Origin of the sequence: Sphingobium sp. RSMS (assembly GCF_005406185.4) — a bacterium.
Classification (GTDB): domain Bacteria; phylum Pseudomonadota; class Alphaproteobacteria; order Sphingomonadales; family Sphingomonadaceae; genus Sphingobium; species Sphingobium fuliginis.
This window is the reverse complement of sequence record NZ_CM191257.1, coordinates 1,213,464-1,232,437: the sequence shown is the minus strand read 5'-3', so window position 1 is coordinate 1,232,437 and position 18,974 is coordinate 1,213,464. Positions and strand designations below refer to the sequence as shown.

Genomic DNA, 18,974 nt, shown 5'->3' with positions numbered 1-18,974 from the left:
TGCTTTGCGGTGAAATCATTGTCGGGGAACATCGCGGAAGGGATCGCGGCGGTGTCGGAAGATCGCCCACATGGGTGAGCAGGCGCCAACAAGGCGCTTTACACCAAAAAAAAGGCCGATCCCGAAGGACCGGCCTGAAAGTTTTAGGAGAGGATGCCTGAAAGGCCCCTCCTATGTGCAGTGCAGCACGTCATTTTGCAAGTGCGAAAAACATGCCCATCGTTGCAATGATTGCAATCCCTTGGGCATTTTCGCGCTGCATCGCCGGGCTCAGCGCGTCAGCTTCTTGTAGGCAAGCCGCGTCGGACGATCCGCCGCATCGCCCAGACGGCGCCGCTTGTCCTCCTCATACATTTCGAAATTGCCCTCGAACCATTCGACATGACTGTCGCCTTCGAACGCCAGAATGTGAGTCGCCAGACGGTCGAGGAAGAAGCGGTCGTGGCTGATGACCACCGCGCATCCCGCGAAATTCTCGATCGCCTCTTCCAGCGCCGCCAACGTTTCGACGTCGAGGTCGTTGGTCGGTTCGTCGAGCAGCAGCACGTTGCCGCCCTTCTTCAGCATCTTGGCGATGTGCACGCGGTTGCGCTCACCGCCGGACAGCTTGCCGACATTTTTCTGCTGGTCCTGCCCCTTGAAGTTGAAGGCGCCCACATAGGCGCGCGTCGACATGTCGTGGCCGTTGACCTTCACATAATCGTGGCCGTCGGAAACCTCTTCCCACACATTCTTCGACGGGTCGAGATGGTCGCGGCTCTGGTCGACATAGCCGAGGCGGACCGTCGAACCGATGTCGATCTCACCCGAATCAGGCTGCTCCTGCCCGGTGATGATCTTGAAAAGGGTCGACTTGCCCGCGCCGTTCGGCCCGATCACGCCGACGATGCCGCCCGGCGGCAGCATGAATGAGAGATTCTCGAACAGCAGCTTGTCGCCATAGGCCTTTGAGATATTCTTCGCCTCGATCACCTTGCCGCCCAGACGCTCGGGCACCTGGATGACGATCTGCGCCTTGCCGGGGGTACGGTTCTCCTGGCTGGCGACCAGTTCCTCGAACTTCTTGATGCGCGCCTTGGACTTGGTCTGGCGGCCCTTCGTGCCGGCCCTGATCCATTCCAGCTCGTCGTTGATCGCCTTCTGACGCCCGGTCGCCTCGCGGTCTTCCTGCTCCAGACGCTTGGACTTCTTCTCCAGATAGGTGGAGTAGTTGCCCTCGTAGGGGAAATATTTCCCGCGATCGAGTTCGAGAATCCAGCCCACCACATTGTCGAGGAAGTAGCGGTCGTGGGTGATCATCAGCACCGCGCCCGCATATTCCTTCAGGTGGTTTTCCAGCCATTCGACGCTCTCGGCATCCAGATGGTTGGTCGGTTCGTCTAGCAGCAGGATGTCCGGCTTCTGGATCAGCAGGCGGGTGAGCGCGATGCGGCGCTTCTCACCGCCCGACAGGCTGTCGACCGGCCAGTCCGAAGGCGGGCAGCGCAGCGCTTCCATCGCGATCTCAAGCTGGTTGTCGAGCGTCCAGCCGTCCACGGCGTCAATCTGCTCCTGCAACGTGCCCATTTCCTCCATCAGCGCGTCGAAATCGACGTCCTCCGGCGGATCGGCCATGATCATGCTGATCTCGTTGAAGCGGTCCAGCTTGTCCGCGATCTCCCGCGCGCCGTCCTTGACGTTTTCCAAGACCGTCTTGTTCGGGTCGAGCTGAGGCTCCTGCGGCAGGTAGCCGACCGAGATATTCTCGCCCGGCCATGCCTCGCCGCTGAAATCCGTGTCGATGCCGGCCATGATCTTCATCAGGGTCGACTTGCCCGCGCCGTTGGGGCCGACGATGCCGATCTTCGCGCCGCGATAGAATTGCAGGTTGATCTGGTTGAGCACCGGCTTGGCGGCGCCGGGAAAGCTCTTGGTCATGCTCTTCATGACGAAGGCGTATTGGGAGGAGGCGGACATGGCTTGAAGCAGCTCCGAAAGGACAATCGTTGGAAATTGGCGCCGGGTTAGCGGAGGCGGAACGCGTTGGCAAATGGGGGATGTCCCGCTAAGCCTTGATCCATGCAGAAAATCCGATCGGGCACGCTTGCCGCCCTTTTCCTCGGCAGCATATCCACCCCTGTCCTTCCTCTTGCCGCGGCGCCGGCCGGGCTGGAGGCGATTCGCGCGTCGGCCCTGACGGACGAGGTCGCGATGGACTTCACCGAAGGCCTGACCACCGAGGTCGGACCCCGCCCCGCCGGCACCCCACAGGAAGCACGGGCCCGCGATTGGGCCGTGGCGAAGCTCAAGGGCCTTGGCTTCTCCAACGTCCGGGCCGAACCCTACACCATGCCCGTATGGCTGCGTGGCCATGACGAGGCCCGCGTGATCGCCCCCTTCCCGCAGACCCTGGTTCTCGCCGCCCTCGGCAACAGCGCCTCCACCCCAGACAAAGGGATCGAGGGAGAGGTCGTCTATTTCCCCACGCTGGCCGATCTGGAGGCCGCGCCCGAAGGCAGCCTGAAGGGCAGGATCGCCTTTGTCAGCCATGCCATGCACGCGACGCAGGACGGCAGTTCCTATGGCTATTTCGGCGCGACCCGCCGCCAGGGTCCCAGCATCGCCTCTAAAAAGGGCGCCATAGCCATCCTGATCCGCTCGATCGGCACCGACAATCATCGCCAGCCCCATACAGGCGTTCAGATGTGGGCGGATGGCGTGAAACCCATTCCCGCCGCCGCGCTCAGCGTGCCCGATGCCGAACAGCTTGTCCGGATTGTCTCCCGCGGGCAGCCGGTGCGGCTTCACCTCACGCTCAGTTCGAAGATGCTGAAGGACCAGCCCTCGGGCAATGTCCTGGCCGAAATCCCCGGCAGCGATCCCAAGGCGGGCGTGGTCGTCGCCGCATGCCATCTCGATAGCTGGGATCAGGGCACGGGGGCGATAGACGATGGCGCAGGCTGCGGCATCGTGGCCGCTGCGGCGCTTCAGGCGGCCAAGGCCGGGCCGCTCCGCCGCACCATCCGCGTGCTGATGGCCGGTGCGGAGGAAGTGGGCGGCAATGGCGGCCGCGCCTATTACGACGCCCATGGCAAGGAAGCACATGCCATGGCGATGGAATCGGACTTCGGGGCAGATCGCGTCTGGCGGGCGGATTTCAAGCTGCCGCAAGGCCATGATGCGCTTGCCCGCCGGGTCGTGGCCGGGCTGGCGCCGCTCGGCATCGGGGCCAGCCGATTGCCCGCGGGCGGAGGTTCCGACATCGAACCGCTGGTGAAGGCCGGCGTTCCGGTGATCGATCTCCAGCAGGACGGCACCCGGTATTTCGACATTCATCACACGCCGGACGACACGCTGGACAAGATCGATCCCACGCAGCTTCGCCAGAATGTCGCCGCCTGGGCAGTTGCACTTTTCGAAATCGCAAATGCGCCGGAATCGCTAGGCGTTAACTGAACTTTTATTGTAGACAACACCCTGTCGCGTGATTCTGTCGCTTCACCGACGCAGAAAAGCATTGATTTGTGCAGCGCACACGTTAATGCGGGTCGCTCGCGTAAGTCACGATTTTGGTGTGACGACGCGGCAAAATGCTATGGGAGCCGTACACAATGAAGAAGATCGCTGTTGTTTTCGCTTCGGCCGGCCTGATGGCCCTCGCCGCTTGCGGTGAGAAGCCGGCCAACGAGACCGCGAACGCTTCGAACGCTGTTGTTGAGAACGTTGTCGAAAACGCCACCAACGCTGCCGACAACGCCGCGAACGCTGCCGACAACGCCGCCAACGCTGCGAACGTCGCCGGCAACGCCGCGAACGCCGAATAATCTTCGCTCCAGCGAGATTTTCGAAAGGGCGGATCGTCTTGGTACGATCCGCCCTTTTTCTATGCGGGCGGGATTGGGGCCAAAAGCGCGATTGACGTGCGGCCTGCTTCGCCGCTAAGGCCCGCGAGCGCCGGGGAGTAGCGCAGTCTGGTAGCGCGCCTGCTTTGGGAGCAGGATGTCGCAGGTTCGAATCCTGTCTCCCCGACCATTACCCTGGATACCGGGCTCTTCCGGCAGGCTGAGCGACGGCCTGTTCAGCGGAACAGCAGCCACAGGATAATGATGATGGGAATGGGCACGCCCAGCAACCACAGCAAAATGCCCTTGCCCATCCTGTCGATCCTCCATCGCCTGCTATTGCTTTCGCAGGCTCAACGAGCAGGGAAGCCAGGAGGTTCCGCCGATGCCGCGCCCTTGCCCATGCGGCCCGGAGCAGCCCGGCAGCGGGCGGTGGCAACAGGCGTTGGCAACAGGTGAAGGCCACCGCCGCCGGTCCCTTGATCCGGCAGCGATGGCCCGCCACGGCGGCCCTGGAGCCGCAGGCAAATGTCAGAGCGCGTAGTCGATCTGCGCCCAGAACTTCCTGGTATCGGCATCGCCGGTGTAGCTGGCGATCCCCTTGCGATCATAATCCGCATATTTGACGAGCGCGCTCAGATGCTTGTTCAGCTTCAGCGTCACCTGCGCATCATATTCGTCGCCATAATGGATCGACAGCCGGTCGCTGCTGAACCGGTGGTAGATGAAGGAAGCGACCAGCGGTCCGGCCTTGCCCACCTTAGGCACGGTATAGGCGACGCCGGCATAATAATCCTGAATGCCGGTGCCGGGCGTGGTCAGGAACTTGTCGGCCCAGCCGTTGAACTTGTGCAGCGTGGCAAAGGGCGTCTGGAAGGCGAAACCGCCCGCGATGCCGGTCGCGCCCGCATCCGACCCCAGCAATTCATAGCCCGCCGTCAACTTGAAGGCGGCAATGTCCAGCCCCAGTTCCGCCGTGACGAAATCCGCCGAATAATCGACAGGATTGGTCGCATGGTCGCTCTGCCGCGCATAGCTGGCGAGGTAGCTGAGCTTCACCTTCTTCGCCAGCGGCTGCGCACCGGTGAAGCGCAGGCCATAGGTCTGGCTGCTGTTGCGCCTCAGCGCGGCCACCGCCTCATCCTCGTCCACCAGATAGGCGAAGCCGGTCAGAGTCCCGAGCTTGGTCTTGTAGGAGATGTTGGCGAAGACATCGTCGCCCTTGATGTCCGTCGGCCGGTTGGCCGAACCGAACTTGCCGCCGTCCATGCCCCAGATCGTCCGCGCCGCTATCGCGTAGCTGAGGTCGACCTTCAGGTTCTTGATCCCCATATATTCGATGCGCACGGCATCGAAGGTCTGCTCATTCTGCCGCCAGGCGACGGAGCCGACGAAGCGCTGGTCGTCCAGGTTGATCCGCTGACGGCCCATGGTCACGACCAGCGGCTTTGTGCGGTACTGGATCTGCACCCGGTTGGCCTCGACTGTCTCCGGATCGGCTACGATGGGATAGAGCGTCTTTCCGTTGACGCCGCTATTATAGTCCTCATCGATCGCCAGCGTGCCTTCGGCTTCGGCCAGGAAGGCCCAGGGACCCTTCGAAACCTCCCCGCCCGCGCGCAGCCGCATCGTCACGGAATGGGCATCGCGGCTGGTGCTGAGCGGCGCCGGGCCCGCCTGATCGACCGTTTCGTACCGCAGGCGGGCCTCCACGATCGGCTTGAAAACGACATCCTGCGCCAGCGCCGGCCCCGCGATCGCGGACAGTCCCATTATTGGGGCCGACGCCGAAAACAGGAAAGAAACCTTCTTCATAAATCCCCCTTCATTTGCTCCCGATGGCCTTTCCGGGCCTGTTCAGGGCGTCCTCTCCAAACCGGATTTCAGGCGGCAAGCGTCGCCGGATTGCGGTAGCGCTCGTGCAGGAAGTGGATGACGGCGGAACGCGCTTCGGCATATTGGGCCGTGTCGACAGCCTCCAGCCGGTTCCGGGGACGGGCCAGCGCCACGGCAAGGTCCTCCCCGATCCGCGCCGCCGGGCCGTTGGTCATCATGACGACCCGGTCAGCCAGCAGCACCGCTTCGTCGACATCATGGGTGATCATCAGCACGGTGTTGTTCAGCCGCGCCTGCAAATCCATGACCACGTCCTGAAGCGCCGCCCGTGTCAGCGCGTCGAGCGCGCCGAAAGGTTCGTCCATCAGCAGGACGCGTGGGTTCATGGCGATGGCGCGGGCGATGCCGACGCGCTGCTTCATGCCGCCCGACAGTTCGCCGGGCCGCCTGCCCGCGGCATGGGCCATCTGGACCAGTTCCAGATTGTGCATGACCCAATCCCTGCGTTCGACCCTGTTCCTGCCGCCCGCCGTCTTGTCGACGGCCAGACGCACATTCTCCTCGACCGTCAGCCAGGGCAGCAGGCTATGGTCCTGAAAGACGACCGCCCGATCCGGCCCCGGCGCGTCGACCAGTTCGCCGTCGAGGAAGATCGCTCCCCGCGTCGGCTCGACCAGCCCGGCGACCGCATTGAGCAGCGTCGACTTGCCGCAGCCGGAATGGCCGATCAGCGCCACGAACTGGCCCTTTTCAACCTCCAGATCGATCCCGTCGAGCGCGCAGAAGCGCCCTGCCCTGGTCGGAAATTCGACGGTGACGCCCTCAAGCGCGAGATAGCTGCGCTGTTTCATGAAAATGCCCTCCCCTGTCAGCCTGCGCGGCCGATGATGCGGCCTGCAAAGGCGACGATGCGGTCCAGCGCGAAGCCCACCATGCCGATCCAGATCAGCGCGACGATGGTGTCGGTCAGCAGCGAACTGTTGTAGCTGTCCCAGATGAAGAAGCCGACGCCGGTGCCGCCCTGCACCATCTCGGCCGCGACGATGGCCAGCCAGCTCATGCCGACGCCGATGCGAAGACCGGTGAACATGTGCGGCACGGTGGCGGGCAGCATGATGCGCACGAAATATTCGATCGGATTGAGCGCCAGCACCTTGGCGACGTTGCGATAGGCGGCCGGAATGGTCTGCACCCCTGCCGCCGTGTTCAATATGATCGGCCAGATCGCGGTGATGAAGATCAGGAAGATGGCGGAGGGCTGCGCCTGCTGGAAGATGGCGAGGCTGATCGGCAGCCATGCCAGCGGCGGCACGGTGCGCAGCACCTGGAACAGCGGGTCGAGCGCGCGGAAGGCGAAGACGCTCTGCCCGATCAGGATGCCCAGCGCCACGCCGATGACCGCCGCGATGCTGTAGCCGATCAGCACGCGGCTGAGGCTGGTCAGCACATGGCCGGCAATGCCGACGTCGCCGCCGTCCTGGATGCTGAAATGGGTAAGGCCGATCTCCACGCCCTTGAACGGATGCATGATGACGTCATGGCTTTCCTGCCAGACGGCGAGCGGACTGGGGAACGTCGCGCTCGGCGATCCGCAGAGCAACTGCCAGAAGGCCAGCAGCCCCGCGATCATCACCATGGTCGGCAGCATGCTGGCCGCCCCGGATCGCGCTGCGCGGATCAGCGGATGCTCGGGCGCTGCCACCGGCTCGAAACTGCGGCGGGCGATGGCTTGCTCGGGATAGGGCAGGATGACACCCAATTCGGTGCTGGACCCGCCGGTCGAAGCCGACGGCCCACTCATCCTGCCGGGCGATGGCGATGCCATGCTGATCTCCTTCATCATACGCGCTTGATCGCCAGGCTGGCGAGATAGGCCTTGGGGTTGGCGGGATCGAAGGTCTTGCCGTCGAAGAATTTCTCGACGCCGCGGCTGTCGCTGGCCGGGCCCTTGCCGCCCAGCATCGCGGCGGCCTTGCGCCAGATGTCGGACCGGTTGACCTTCGCGATCACGCCCTTGCTATCCAACGTCATGGGCAGCTTGCCCCAGCGCTGGTTCTCCGTGAGGAACCAGAGATCGTGGCTCTTGTAGGGGAAGGAGGCGTAACCCGCGAAAAACTTCATCCTGAACGCCGCGTTCGGGAATTTCCGTCCGTCGCCCATGGTGAAATTGCCCTGCAGGCGGTCGGCAATGTCGGTGATCGGGCACTTCAGATAGTCGCGCCCCGCAATCGTCCCGGCCAGTCGCGCGATATTCCCGGGATTGTCCGCCCATCGCTGCGCCTCGATGATCGCCGCCGTGATCGCCAGCGCCGCCCTGGGATATTTCGTCACCCAGTCGGACCGCATGGCGAAGCTCTTTTCGGGGTGGTTCATCCACATCTGGCCGGTCGAAACGGCGGTGTAGCCCAGTTGCTGCGCGACGAGCTGGTCGTTCCACGGCTCGCCCACGCAGAAGGCGTCCATCGTGTCGGCCTTCATGTTCGCCACCATCTGCGGCGGCGGCACGGTGATCAGTTCGACATCCTTGTCCGGATCGATCCCGCCGGCCGCCAGCCAATAGCGCAGCCACATGTCATGCGTGCCGCCGGGGAAAGTCATCGCCATGGAGATCTTCTTGCCGGCCGCCTTGCGCTGGGCGATCACGCCTTTCATCTTTCCGGCGTTGAGGTCCGCCCTGGCCCCCAGATATTCCTTGGATACGGAGATCGCCTGGCCGTTGACATTAAGGCGGGCGAGGATGCTCATCGGCGTCGCCTTGCCGATCGCGCCCAGCGTCAGCAGATAGGGCATGGGCGTCAGGATATGCGCCCCGTCGATGCCGCCGCCCGCGCTTCCCAGCACCAGATTGTCGCGGGTCGCGCCCCAGCTCGCCTGCTTCGCCACCTGCACGTCGGGCATGCCATATTTGGCGAAGAAGCCCAGTTCCCTGGCGATGATCAGCGGCGCCGCATCGGTCAGCGCGATGAAGCCCAGCTTGGCGCCCGTGACTTCCGGTCCTGCCCCGGCTGCGAACGCCCCCGATGGAAATGCCTGCTGCACCGCAGCGAGCAGCGCCGCCGTTCCGCTCCTCTTCAGCAGCCCGCGCCGGCTGACGCCATGCTGATTATCCCCCTCTGCCATTCCCTGATGTCCTTTCCTTGTTGCCCGTGACCGCCGGAAGCAGCGCGCAACCAGCCATCGCCGGAAGCGATCCAGCGCACGAAAATCGATGCCGAAAGCCGCCCGGCAGCATCCATGCCGCCAGCGAAAACCCAATAAAAAAGCCGCCGGAACGAAGGTCATCGGACCTTGTCCAGGCGGCGTCATTGCCATGTCGGTCTTTTCATCAACCGAAGCTGAACCCTGACCGTCATCGGCAGGCCCAACCTATGTGCCGAAGCGCCCCTGCTTCGACGGGAGGGAAGCTGTCACCGATTCATCCGAGTCGCAAGCGAAATTTTTGCGTTGCACAAATTATAACCGCCCTGCGCTTTTCCAGATCGGGCGGCAGGCGTCATGAACCCTGCACGCTTGCGCAAGATATGTCTGGCCAAGCAGATCGACGGTGTGAAGAAATTGGTGGGCCCGGCATCTCCTTAAAATAACAAATAACCATTTAAAACTATTACATATTATTCATCTCCTTGCCGACGGTACCCCAATGGATACCCCTATCACCACGTGACTGGCTTTAATGCTTTTTTTCATTATGCTTCACTCTTCTCCATTCAGTAAGTACAGCATGGCCAACAAATGGACCTTATACGGTCGTGTCCCCGGTGATGGTGTAGCTCGACGGTTAGCGAAGCTGACCGGACGCGCGCTCATCGATTAAGCGCAGTAGCGGCCGGTCAGTTTCGCGGGTGGCCATCGGCGATCTCGGATAGATTTGGGTTACCACACTCAAAGCTACGGAGATTCCGATGACCAAGGAGATGATGGACGTTCAGGCACTTCTGGGGAAGAGTGCCGACAGCGATTTTCTGCGCGAGATGATTGGCTTTGCCGCGCAACGGCTGATGGAGCTGGAGGTCGGTGGGCTGACCGGCGCCGCCTATGGCGAGAAGAGCGCGGAGCGGCAGGCGCAGCGTAATGGCTACCGCGATCGGGATTGGGAGACGCGCGCGGGCACCGTCGAGCTGCGCATCCCCAAGCTGCGCACCGGCAGCTATTTTCCCGGCTTTCTGGAACCCCGCCGGCTGGCCGAGAAGGCGCTGACGGCGGTGATCCAGGAGGCGTATATTCAGGGCATCTCGACGCGCTCGGTCGATGATCTGGTCAAGGCGCTTGGCATGAGCGGCATCTCCAAGAGCCAGGTCAGCCGCCTTTGCCAGGAGATCGACCAGCGGGTGAAGGCATTCCTCGATCGGCCCATCGAAGGCGACTGGCCTTATCTCTGGGTCGATGCCACCTACCTCAAGGTCCGGCAGGCGGGGCGGATCGTCTCGGTGGCGGTCACCATCGCGGTCGGCGTCAACAGCGATGGCCGCCGCGAGGTGCTGGGCATGGCGATCGGTGCTTCTGAAGCCGAGACTTTCTGGACCGACTTCCTGCGCAATCTGGCGCGGCGGGGCCTGCGCGGCGTGAAGCTCGTCATCTCCGACGCCCATGAGGGTATCAAGGCGGCGGTGTCCCGCGTCTTCAATGCCACCTGGCAGCGCTGCCGCGTGCATTTTGCCCGCAATGCCATCGCTCATGCCGGGCGGAGCCGGAACCGTGTCGTCTCCGCGCTGATCGCCACTGCGTACGCCCAGGAAACCGCCGAGGCCGCCACGATCCAGTGGCGCAAGGTCGCTGATCAGCTTCGACCGGCGGTGCCCAAGCTGGCCAAACTGATGGACGACGCCGAGCAGGACGTGCTGGCTTACATGTCCTTCCCGCCGCAGCATCGCACGAAGTTGCACTCGACCAACCCGCTCGAGCGCCTCAACGGCGAAATCAAGCGGCGCACAGAGGTGGTCGGCATCTTCCCCAACGAGGATGCCATCACCCGCCTCGTGGGCGCTATCCTGCTGGAACAGAATGACGAATGGGCGGTCCAGCGCTCCCGCTACATGACACTGGAAAGCGTCGCCCAAATCGGCGATGATCCGCTCGTCACGCTGCCCCCCATGGCCGCGTGATCAACCCGGCTCTAGCCGGAGATCGCTATGGCTACGCCGGAGAACCTACACCACGCAGTGGGACACGATCCCTTATACAGGAGTGAAGTAATTGAGCATGAGGGTGATGAAGGCCGATTAGTTACGAGCAAAGGCACGGAGGAAAATATCCCGTACCTCATTCACATCGGAATCAATAACTTCAGCGCGATAGATTTCGGTTGCCCCAGACAGCAAGAAATCCTCGACTTTTGATATGCAAAGACCTCTCAATGCCTGGGCTAATCTTAGCGGGTTGCCTTCGCGTAATGAACCACAGCTCATGGCTTTGGCGAAATAATGGGCGAGTATCTTGTTGGTAACTGACTGTACTCGGGCATGATAAATTTGACCAATCTCCGGAAATCGGGCTCCCTCGCCTACGACCAATCGGTATAAGGATAAGGCATCTGCCGACGTTACCGTTTTCAGGAAATTAAAGCAAAAGCGTTCGACCGCCGTGGCGACATCCTCAGAGGGATCAAGTATCAAGCAAAGCCGTTTGTGATACTCGGAGGTTGCTTGGTCCAGGACGGCGGTAAACAGCTCTTCTTTCGAAGGAAAATAACGCCACAAGGTGCTCTTTGAGCCACCGAGCGTTGCAGCTATTCCTGACATGGTAGTCCGGGCATAGCCATCCTGCAGAAAGGATCGGCGAGCCACGGCAATGATGAACTGCCGTCGATCGGACTGACGCTCTTCCCTTCGAGAAGGCACCCCCTTAATCTTGGACGGCATAACCACAACTACAAGTTCGCCCTGGGATCAGAAAGGATAGGTCGCGGGTAGTGGGATAATCAATACAAAATCGCGCCCGTAAAGCTTTGTCCTCGAAACCTTATTTTCTGCGAATTTTTGACAATCTAGCTCTCACAGATTGCGAGCAGCGTTTTCTTGATCAGTGTCTTGGTATGGCTGGTGATTGGCGACGGGGCATCGGCACCAGCCGCCAGCTCTTCGGCCAGCGCAAGGTCCTTTTCGCCGATGCCGGCCTGGCTGGCGAAAAAGGCGCGACGGGCGGCGTCTCCCGGATTATTGCGAAAATCGATGAAACCCGCCATGGGCGGGGTGAGATTGCCGTTGCGCTTCATCACGGTCAGCAGCTTGTCCATCGGCACGCCGGACGCCTCCGCCACATTGGCGACTTCGACACCTAGCATGATACCACACCAAGATACGAGATTGTTGCAGATCTTGAGGGCCATCGCCGATCCGAGCGGGCCGATATGCATCGTGTTCGTCGAAAAGGCGTCCAGTACAATCTGGACGCGCGCGGCGACGGCTTCATCGCCACCCGTCATGCAAAAGACGAACGGGCCGTTCTTGGTCATTTCAGTGCGCGTAACTGGCGCATCGATGACATCGACACCCACGGTGGCAGCTCGTTCGGCTATCTGCTGTGCAGTTTTGGGCTTGATCGTGCTGTGGATGAGCAGGCTCGCCCCCCGCTTCATTACAGGCAGCAGCGCATCAACACATTCCAGCACCTGCGTGTCGTCCCGGACACAAATCCCGACGGCGTCGGCGTCCTCGCCTACCTCCGCTATGGAGGCGGCGAGCTTCGCGCGGCCCTCGAATTTCGCCAGCGCATCGGGAAACACATCGTAAACAGTCAGGTCGAGCGGCAATTTGGCCAACTCCCGCGCCTGATCGCCGCCCATGCTGCCGAGGCCGATGAACCCAATTTTCCTGATACTATCTGTCATGAAATATCCCTCAGGCTTCGTCCAAGTTCGCGAATGAGCTAATCACTCCGAACGTCTTTCGTAAATCCCCGACGGGGTCCGCCTGACCGCCAAACTATTGCGGGAGCGCCAAGGCCGACAGGTCACGCCTAGCTTTTCGGCCCGAAACGAAAGGTGGCGCCGATGCCCCATGTGAAGGGATCGCCAATATAGTCGATCGCCGTGCCCAGTGTCGGCAACTGATCGGCGAATGCGCGGGTCACATATTTCTTGCCGCCGATGTTGCGGCCGAATACCGACAACTCAAGATTGGGATCTTCGATCTGCAGGGCGATACGCCCATTAAAGAGCCCGTATCCCGAAATGGTGTTGATCCGGTTGGCGATGGCGACCGCATCACGATAAGCCTGCGGACGACGCGGATCGGCGGTGAACAGACCGAAATTCTGTCGACCGATATAGGCGTAGTTCGCGTGGATCGAGAGTTCCCCGACCGAAGTGACGAGTTTCTGGGTCACCGAGATGCCGAACTGCTTTTTGGGCATCTGCGGCAGAGCCTCGCCGCTGCGGACGACCGAACAGCGGACTGAACCCACAGCGGTGCCAGCGGCGCAATCGGACACATTGGCGCCGGCGACGGGAACGAACTGCTGCTGCTCAACGAAGGTACCGGCGACATATTTGCCGTCGAGCAAGGCAAGATTGCCGGAGACCAGCATTCCTCCCCAAGGAACAGCGCTTATTTCGAGTTCGCCGCCATAGACACGCGCGTCACCCGAGTTGCGGAGGAATTGCGTGGTTGTACAAGCGAGCGCACCCGGTGGAGTGATGCAGTCGGAAGCATTGCGCTGCACCTCAGACTGCCAGGAATGGAAAGCCGCGGCATTGATACGCAAACGGTTATCCGATGTACTGAACTTGACGCCGAGTTCAACGTCCCTGACCTTCTCCGGCTTGAACGGCGGCGTCGCGGCCGAACCATTACGCATGTTGAAGCCGCCGGCCTTCGATGCGGCGCTCGTTTTCACATAAGCAAACAGGCCGTCGGTGATCTCCACATCGATGCCTGCCGTCCAGGCGGGATAATCATATTTGACCGAACGCGGTAGGCTGCAAGGCGCAATGAAATCCGGATTTGAGAGCAGTTCAGGCGCGCAGCTATTAGCGGCCAGATTCGTTCTGTTCAGCAGAACAACCTCTCGCTTATCCCATGTCCAACGGACGCCTCCTGTAAGACGGATCGTGTCGGTCAGACGGTAATAGCCCTGGCCGAACAGGCCGACCGAGATATTCTTCACTGTGCCGTAATTCAGGCTGAAACCGAAATTGGGTGCCGGGGCTGCGGGGGTAAAGGAGCCGAACGTCTGCGCCACCGACGATTCACGGCCGCTTTCTGTCGAATAATAGCCGCCGAGAATATAACTGAACCGATCGCCAAGCTCTCCGGACAACTGAAGTTCCTGGGAATATTGATCGGACTTGTAGGCACTTTCGGCCGCCAGAATCTGAGCAGGCGTACCATCGAGTTCGTTCAGACCTATTGCGTTGCTGTAGCGATAGGCAGAGATGGATTTCACCGTAACAGAACCGATTTCGCCATCTATCGTGAGATTGCCGCCATAAGCTTCCAGCCTGTTATAGGCACTCCGGCTGCCTGCGGTCAGAAACCCATAATTGGACCCGACCGGCGGATTGGTGCTGAATGGAACGCCATAGGCATTATACCAATGGGCGTTGTTGTGCAGATATGCCGCAAGAGGGGTTGCGGCGTTGATCGCGCCGATTGCCGCGCTGGCGCCCGGATTGACCCCAGCGAGGCCGACGAACTGACCATGATCCTTGATGATATTGTAGTCGCCGCTGAGCGTCGCGGACCAGCTGCTGCCGGCGGGCGCCCAACGCAATTTAGCACGGGCATAATGGCTGTTACGGTCCTTCAATTCGCTGTTCGAGGTCACATTGCGGGCGTAGCCGTCGTGATCCACGAAATCATAGACGAAGCGCGCCGCCAATTCATCGCCCACCAATGGTACGTTGAGCACCGCGTCGATATTGCGATAATCATAGTTGCCGCCTTGAATGCGGAACTGTCCTTCGAAATCGCCCGTAGGATTGACCGTGACGATGTTGAGCGCGCCGCCGGTGGTGTTGCGACCGAACAACGTGCCCTGGGGGCCGCGCAGGACCTCGACCCGCTGGAGGTCGATGAGATCGGCCGAACCCTGCGAAGGACGCGGAATATAGACCCCGTCAACATAGGTCGCGACCGAAGGGTCGTTGGCGACGCCCGGGTTCAATGCCGGCATGCCGCGAATGGAGATATAGACGAAACCCGAACCGCCCGGGGCGCCGGTCGCGATCGACAGGCTGGGCGCGGTGCGCTGCAGACCAGCCACATCGCCGACCTGCGCCTGTTTAATCATTTCAGTCGAAAGAGCGGTGACGGCGACCGGCGTCGTCTGGATATTTTCCTCGGTCCGCCGGGCGGTGACCACGATGTCCTCTATTCCCACAGAACCGGTCTGATCCGCCGCCACCGCCGGCGCAGCGGCCGTGACAAAAACCGACAAGCTCGCCAAGGCGCTTGTCCGAAACCATTTCTCTGAAGCCATATTATCCCCTCCCAGAGCCATTGCATACGGGCAGGACGTTTTTCTATCTCTACCCATCCCCATCGACCGCTAGCATTGGCAAGGAGCCCGGAAAACCGGCTTCCGCGCCATGTCCTGTCTGCGATCAAACCAATGTCCGCTTCGCGATGCTTTGGAATTTTTCGACCGTCGGGTCATGAACATGATGACGGTTTCGCGATGGGATGTCCGGTTTGCGCAATATGATGAGCATCGACCTGTTTTGGATGAGGCCCCATAACATCGCTTATAAAAAGGGTCGACAGTAGGCTTTGAAAAGGGGGAGCGGACAATGGCGATGGCGAGCGAACGATCCAAGATTCAGCCGACTGGCACCATTCTCCCATGCCAACCGCTAACAACCGCCTATTTCCATGTCGAGGACAGCATCATTGCCAACGGCATTCGGGCCGACATCCGACATTTTGCCTGGGATCGCAGTTGTGACGCAATATTCGAGCCGAACAGTCACTATCTCGACTATTCGCTTGGCCCGCGCGCGCGCGGCTCACGCCTGTTCCCCGACGGGCGTCGTCATGCGCCGCCCTTTGGCGAAGTGTCCTATCTGCCCAAGGGGAGCCAATTTGCGGCGCGCTGCGAACCCAGCGAATATCGCATTTTCTGTTTGACGTTTGAAAGCCACGCAGCAGATCAACTCTTCGAGAATGACACGCTACCTTCCTCATTGCCCCCCTGTTTCGATGTGAAGGCACCGTGGATACTGAACGGTATGTCTCGGCTTGCACACGAGGTGCGCCATCCCGGCTTCGCTCCCGCCATCATGGTCGAGACCATTGCGTTGTCACTGGTCATCGACCTCTGTCGACACCTTCAAATTCCACACAAATCCGATGTTGAAACCGATCAACGCATGGCGGACTGGCACCTGCGCCGTCTTCAGGAACGGATCGAGGCGGAACTGGCGGGACCATTGTCGATCGTCGACCTTGCGACAGAATGCGGTGTCAGCTCACGGCATCTGGCGCGGATCTTCAAGAACACGGTCGGAAAGACGCTCGGCAGCTACATTGCCGATGCGCGGATTGCGCGGGCCAAACGGGAATTGGCGCAGGATGGCGCTCTCATCAAGGTCATCGCGGGCAATTGCGGCTTCCAAAGCGTTGCAGCCTTCAGTGCCGCCTTCCGGAAGGCGACAGGCCTCAGCCCGCGGGCATTCCGGAAGGATATATTATACAGCTAGACAGCACCAGAGCAGGGGCCGACGCTATCGACCCCGCTCCAGATTCCCGTTTCAGGCACTCACTCCCCATATCGGTGAGCGTGAGAGCGTTGGGAATATTCAGCCCCATTGCAGGTGGAGGTCCGGCACATGCAGGATATTGCCTACATAATATGGCACCCGGAAACCGTCCTTGATCCGGAATTCCGGTATGGCCTTGACGAATTCCTCGACCGCGATCTGCAGTTCCAGCCGTGCCAGGTGCATCCCCAGGCATTTGTGGATGCCACTGCCCAGCGACATGTGCGGCGCCTTGCGATCGAAGCGGATCGCCTGGGGATCTTCATAGAAAGCCGGGTCGCGTCCCACCACGGGGGAACTAAACGCCACATAATCGCCGGGCATTATTTTCTGCCCATGAATCTCGATGACCTTGGTTGCGATACGGAAGGCCGTAACCGGCGCGAAGGCGCGCAGGAATTCTTCGACTGCCAGGACGATCAGCGATGGATCAGCGCGCAGCTCGTTCTGTTTGTCCGGGTGCGACGCCAGATAGTTGAAGATGTTGCCGAGCAGGGACGTAACCGTGTCGAGGCCACCAATGTACAGATTGAAGCAATGGCCGAACACCTCGTCATCATTCCACAAACGGCCATCGACCTCGAAGGTCAGCACCTTGCTGATATAGTCGTCGCGCGGCTGCTGGCGGCGTGCCTCAATCTCTTCCAGCAGATAATCCTTCACGCAGCGTACGGCGTTACCGCGCACTTGCCAGTCGTTGGAATGGAGCATTTCCTTTTCCCATTTAAGGAATTGCGTCATTCTTTCCTGCGGAAGGCCCAGCAGATCGAGGACGATGAAGATCGGGAATTTTTCCGAAAACTCATCGATGAAATCGCATTGGCCGCGATCCTTGAAGGCATCGATCAAGGCCTGCGCTCGCTCGCGCACCTGTTCCTTCATCGCGAACATCTTCTGGGGTGCGAAATGACTGTTCAGCGCCTTGCGATAGCCGGTGTGGATTGGCGGGTCGGCCTCGGTCGGAATGACTAGCCAGTTCTCGCCGATATTCTGCGCCCATTTGCCCATGCCATTCTTGGTGAAATTGTCGGCATCGCGCAGCATCGCCTGTACATCCTCGGCATTTTTGAGCAGCCAGCCAGGTTGATCGCCCGGGAAGATGTTGGTGACATAGGTGATCGGCGGCAGCTCCGCATGCATCGCGGGGATCAGCACTTCCTGCGGGTTGTCATAGATCACCGTCCGCGAAAAGAGCGGCAGCGCCATCGCCAGTTCGGGCGGCACGTGATCCGGCAGGGATTGTTGTGCGACTTGGGTCATCATAGTCTCCGAAGCAAAAAGAGATAAATTCCACCCCTGCCAAAGACAGGTGCGATCGTGGCCGTCCGTCTGAGACTGACGAGCATGCGGACGATCCGCAATGACAGGAGACGATGCACATGAGTGAGGCAGACGTGCTGGATCTGGAACAGGCGATCCGGGACAATTACCGGCTGTGGAATGAAGGGAAGCGCGACGAACTCGATCGCCTTTTCCGGGCGTTGGGGCCAGAGGGGTTTACGATCGAATATGTCGGATCGCCCCCCGTGGACGGCGACGCCGCGATGGCCGACATGTGGGCGGAGTATGGCGGAAAATGCACGACAGAACCGCTGGAAGTGATCGTCAACGGATCCGAGGGCGCCGCCTATGTCGCCAACCGCCTGCAAACCAAGGAGGGCATCGTGACGCTGCCAAGCCTCGAAACCTACAAGGTCGCCGACGGCCGGCTGACGATCCGCTATTTTCATCGAACCGCCCATTAACCTTCCATGTTCCGACGTGCAGGCGCTGGACACGGCTCAGTCCTTCGCCTGCATGAAGGCCAGCAGGTCGGCATAATGGGGTTGGTGGACGAGGCCGCCGCCCGAAATCGAGATATTTTCGCCCGTGATGTAGCGCGCTTCGTCAGAAGCCAGGAAGGCGACCAACGCCGCGATATCATCCGGCGTTCCGAATTCCGGCGTCAGTATATGCCGCTGGATGATTTCCTTGAGCCCCGGCACGGTCTTTTCGAGGGCTTCGGTCAGCACGACACCCGGCGCGATGCTGTTGCAGCGGATATTCTGCCGCCCATGCTGGGTCGCCACATATTTGGTGAGTCCGATGATCGCTGCCTTCGACGAACCATAGGCGATCCGCGCCAGATCTCCCGCACTGCCCGAATTGGAGGCAGTGTTGATGATCGAACCGCCGCCGCCCGCGACCATATGCGGGATGGCATATTTGCATCCGAGCAGATAGCCGGTGAGATTGACGTCGAGAATTTCGCGCCAGATGCCGATCGGGATATCGACGGCTGTGGTATCCTGCGGGCTTTTGTCCGGATCGGTCATTGCCGCGTTGTTGTGCAATATGTCCAGCCTGCCGAAATGGTCTACGGTGCGATCGACCATCGCCTTTACCGATTGCGGATCGGCAGCATCGAACTGTACCGGCAGTGCCTTGTCGCCCAGCGGTTCCGCCGCGCGAACGGCGGCAGCTTCGAACAGGTCGGCGATCACGACGCGCGCGCCCTCCGCGACCAGACGTCGGGCGACCGCGGTACCGATACCGCCGCCGCCGCCCGTGACGATCCCTACCCTGTCTACCAACCTCGTCATCATGCGCCCGTCCCCGGTGATGGCTGGCGAGAGAGAGCT

15 protein-coding genes and 1 tRNA gene are annotated in these 18,974 nt (G+C 60.8%); 6 read left to right on the top strand and 10 right to left on the bottom strand.

Features of this window, described 5'->3' with window-relative positions:
- Positions 1-270: 270 nt before the first annotated feature.
- Positions 271-1,956, bottom strand: coding sequence for an energy-dependent translational throttle protein EttA (gene ettA / locus EGM87_RS05745; protein WP_044662307.1), 1,686 nt, complete (start codon positions 1,954-1,956; stop codon positions 271-273).
- A gap of 102 nt (positions 1,957-2,058) precedes the next feature.
- On the opposite strand from ettA, the gene EGM87_RS05740 reads away from it, so the two are divergent.
- The 3 genes from EGM87_RS05740 (at position 2,059) to EGM87_RS05730 (ending at position 4,011) form a co-directional block, all read left to right on the top strand.
- On the top strand, positions 2,059-3,435 hold the full coding sequence (locus tag EGM87_RS05740) for a M28 family peptidase (RefSeq protein WP_044662306.1): 1,377 nt from the start codon (positions 2,059-2,061) through the stop codon (positions 3,433-3,435).
- A gap of 155 nt (positions 3,436-3,590) precedes the next feature.
- Entirely contained in the window at positions 3,591-3,803 is a 213-nt protein-coding gene (locus EGM87_RS05735) for a hypothetical protein (protein ID WP_007689093.1), read from the top strand.
- Between the two features lie 131 nt (positions 3,804-3,934).
- Positions 3,935-4,011: transfer RNA gene (locus EGM87_RS05730), tRNA-Pro, on the top strand.
- 341 nt (positions 4,012-4,352) lie between these two features.
- On the opposite strand, the gene EGM87_RS05725 is transcribed toward EGM87_RS05730, so the two are convergent.
- The 4 genes from EGM87_RS05725 to EGM87_RS05710 all read right to left on the bottom strand — a co-directional run bounded on the left by EGM87_RS05725 (position 4,353) and on the right by EGM87_RS05710 (position 8,777).
- A complete protein-coding gene (locus EGM87_RS05725) occupies positions 4,353-5,636 on the bottom strand; it encodes an alginate export family protein (RefSeq protein WP_044662304.1) in 1,284 nt (427 codons plus the stop codon).
- Between the two features lie 68 nt (positions 5,637-5,704).
- On the bottom strand, positions 5,705-6,508 hold the full coding sequence (locus EGM87_RS05720; RefSeq protein WP_044662303.1) for an ABC transporter ATP-binding protein: 804 nt from the start codon (positions 6,506-6,508) through the stop codon (positions 5,705-5,707).
- Positions 6,509-6,525: 17 nt separating this feature from the next.
- Positions 6,526-7,482, bottom strand: coding sequence for a nitrate ABC transporter permease (gene ntrB, locus EGM87_RS05715; RefSeq protein ID WP_053085683.1), 957 nt, complete (start codon positions 7,480-7,482; stop codon positions 6,526-6,528).
- A gap of 14 nt (positions 7,483-7,496) precedes the next feature.
- Complete coding sequence (locus EGM87_RS05710; RefSeq protein ID WP_048578706.1) at positions 7,497-8,777, bottom strand: CmpA/NrtA family ABC transporter substrate-binding protein; 1,281 nt, start codon at positions 8,775-8,777, stop codon at positions 7,497-7,499.
- Between the two features lie 782 nt (positions 8,778-9,559).
- Here EGM87_RS05710 and EGM87_RS05705 point away from each other — a divergent pair.
- On the top strand, positions 9,560-10,759 hold the full coding sequence (locus EGM87_RS05705; protein ID WP_137708825.1) for an IS256 family transposase: 1,200 nt from the start codon (positions 9,560-9,562) through the stop codon (positions 10,757-10,759).
- 117 nt (positions 10,760-10,876) lie between these two features.
- Here the strand turns inward: EGM87_RS05705 and EGM87_RS05700 are convergent, their stop codons facing one another.
- From EGM87_RS05700 to EGM87_RS05690, 3 genes are all read right to left on the bottom strand, one after another.
- Positions 10,877-11,515 carry a TetR/AcrR family transcriptional regulator gene (locus EGM87_RS05700; RefSeq protein ID WP_076605698.1) on the bottom strand — a complete coding sequence of 213 codons (639 nt, stop codon included), beginning with the start codon at positions 11,513-11,515 and terminating at the stop codon, positions 10,877-10,879.
- Between the two features lie 125 nt (positions 11,516-11,640).
- Positions 11,641-12,483 (bottom strand): NAD(P)-dependent oxidoreductase, encoded by an 843-nt coding sequence (locus EGM87_RS05695; protein WP_044662299.1) that lies wholly within the window; start codon positions 12,481-12,483, stop codon positions 11,641-11,643.
- A 128-nt stretch (positions 12,484-12,611) separates the two neighbouring features.
- Positions 12,612-15,074, bottom strand: coding sequence for a TonB-dependent receptor (locus tag EGM87_RS05690; protein WP_158298495.1), 2,463 nt, complete (start codon positions 15,072-15,074; stop codon positions 12,612-12,614).
- 310 nt (positions 15,075-15,384) lie between these two features.
- Here EGM87_RS05690 and EGM87_RS05685 point away from each other — a divergent pair, with 310 nt between their 5' ends.
- Positions 15,385-16,293, top strand: a complete 909-nt coding sequence (locus tag EGM87_RS05685; protein WP_061934146.1) for a helix-turn-helix domain-containing protein — start codon at positions 15,385-15,387, stop codon at positions 16,291-16,293.
- Positions 16,294-16,392: 99 nt separating this feature from the next.
- On the opposite strand, the gene EGM87_RS05680 is transcribed toward EGM87_RS05685, so the two are convergent.
- A complete protein-coding gene (locus EGM87_RS05680; protein WP_237764067.1) occupies positions 16,393-17,613 on the bottom strand; it encodes a cytochrome P450 in 1,221 nt (406 codons plus the stop codon).
- A 119-nt stretch (positions 17,614-17,732) separates the two neighbouring features.
- On the opposite strand from EGM87_RS05680, the gene EGM87_RS05675 reads away from it, so the two are divergent.
- The gene (locus EGM87_RS05675) at positions 17,733-18,098 is read left to right on the top strand and encodes a nuclear transport factor 2 family protein (RefSeq protein WP_044662297.1); all 366 of its coding nucleotides are present in this window, start codon (positions 17,733-17,735) and stop codon (positions 18,096-18,098) included.
- 36 nt (positions 18,099-18,134) lie between these two features.
- Here the strand turns inward: EGM87_RS05675 and EGM87_RS05670 are convergent, their stop codons facing one another.
- Positions 18,135-18,938, bottom strand: a complete 804-nt coding sequence (locus tag EGM87_RS05670) for an SDR family NAD(P)-dependent oxidoreductase (protein WP_082718591.1) — start codon at positions 18,936-18,938, stop codon at positions 18,135-18,137.
- Between the last annotated feature and the right edge of the window lie 36 nt (positions 18,939-18,974).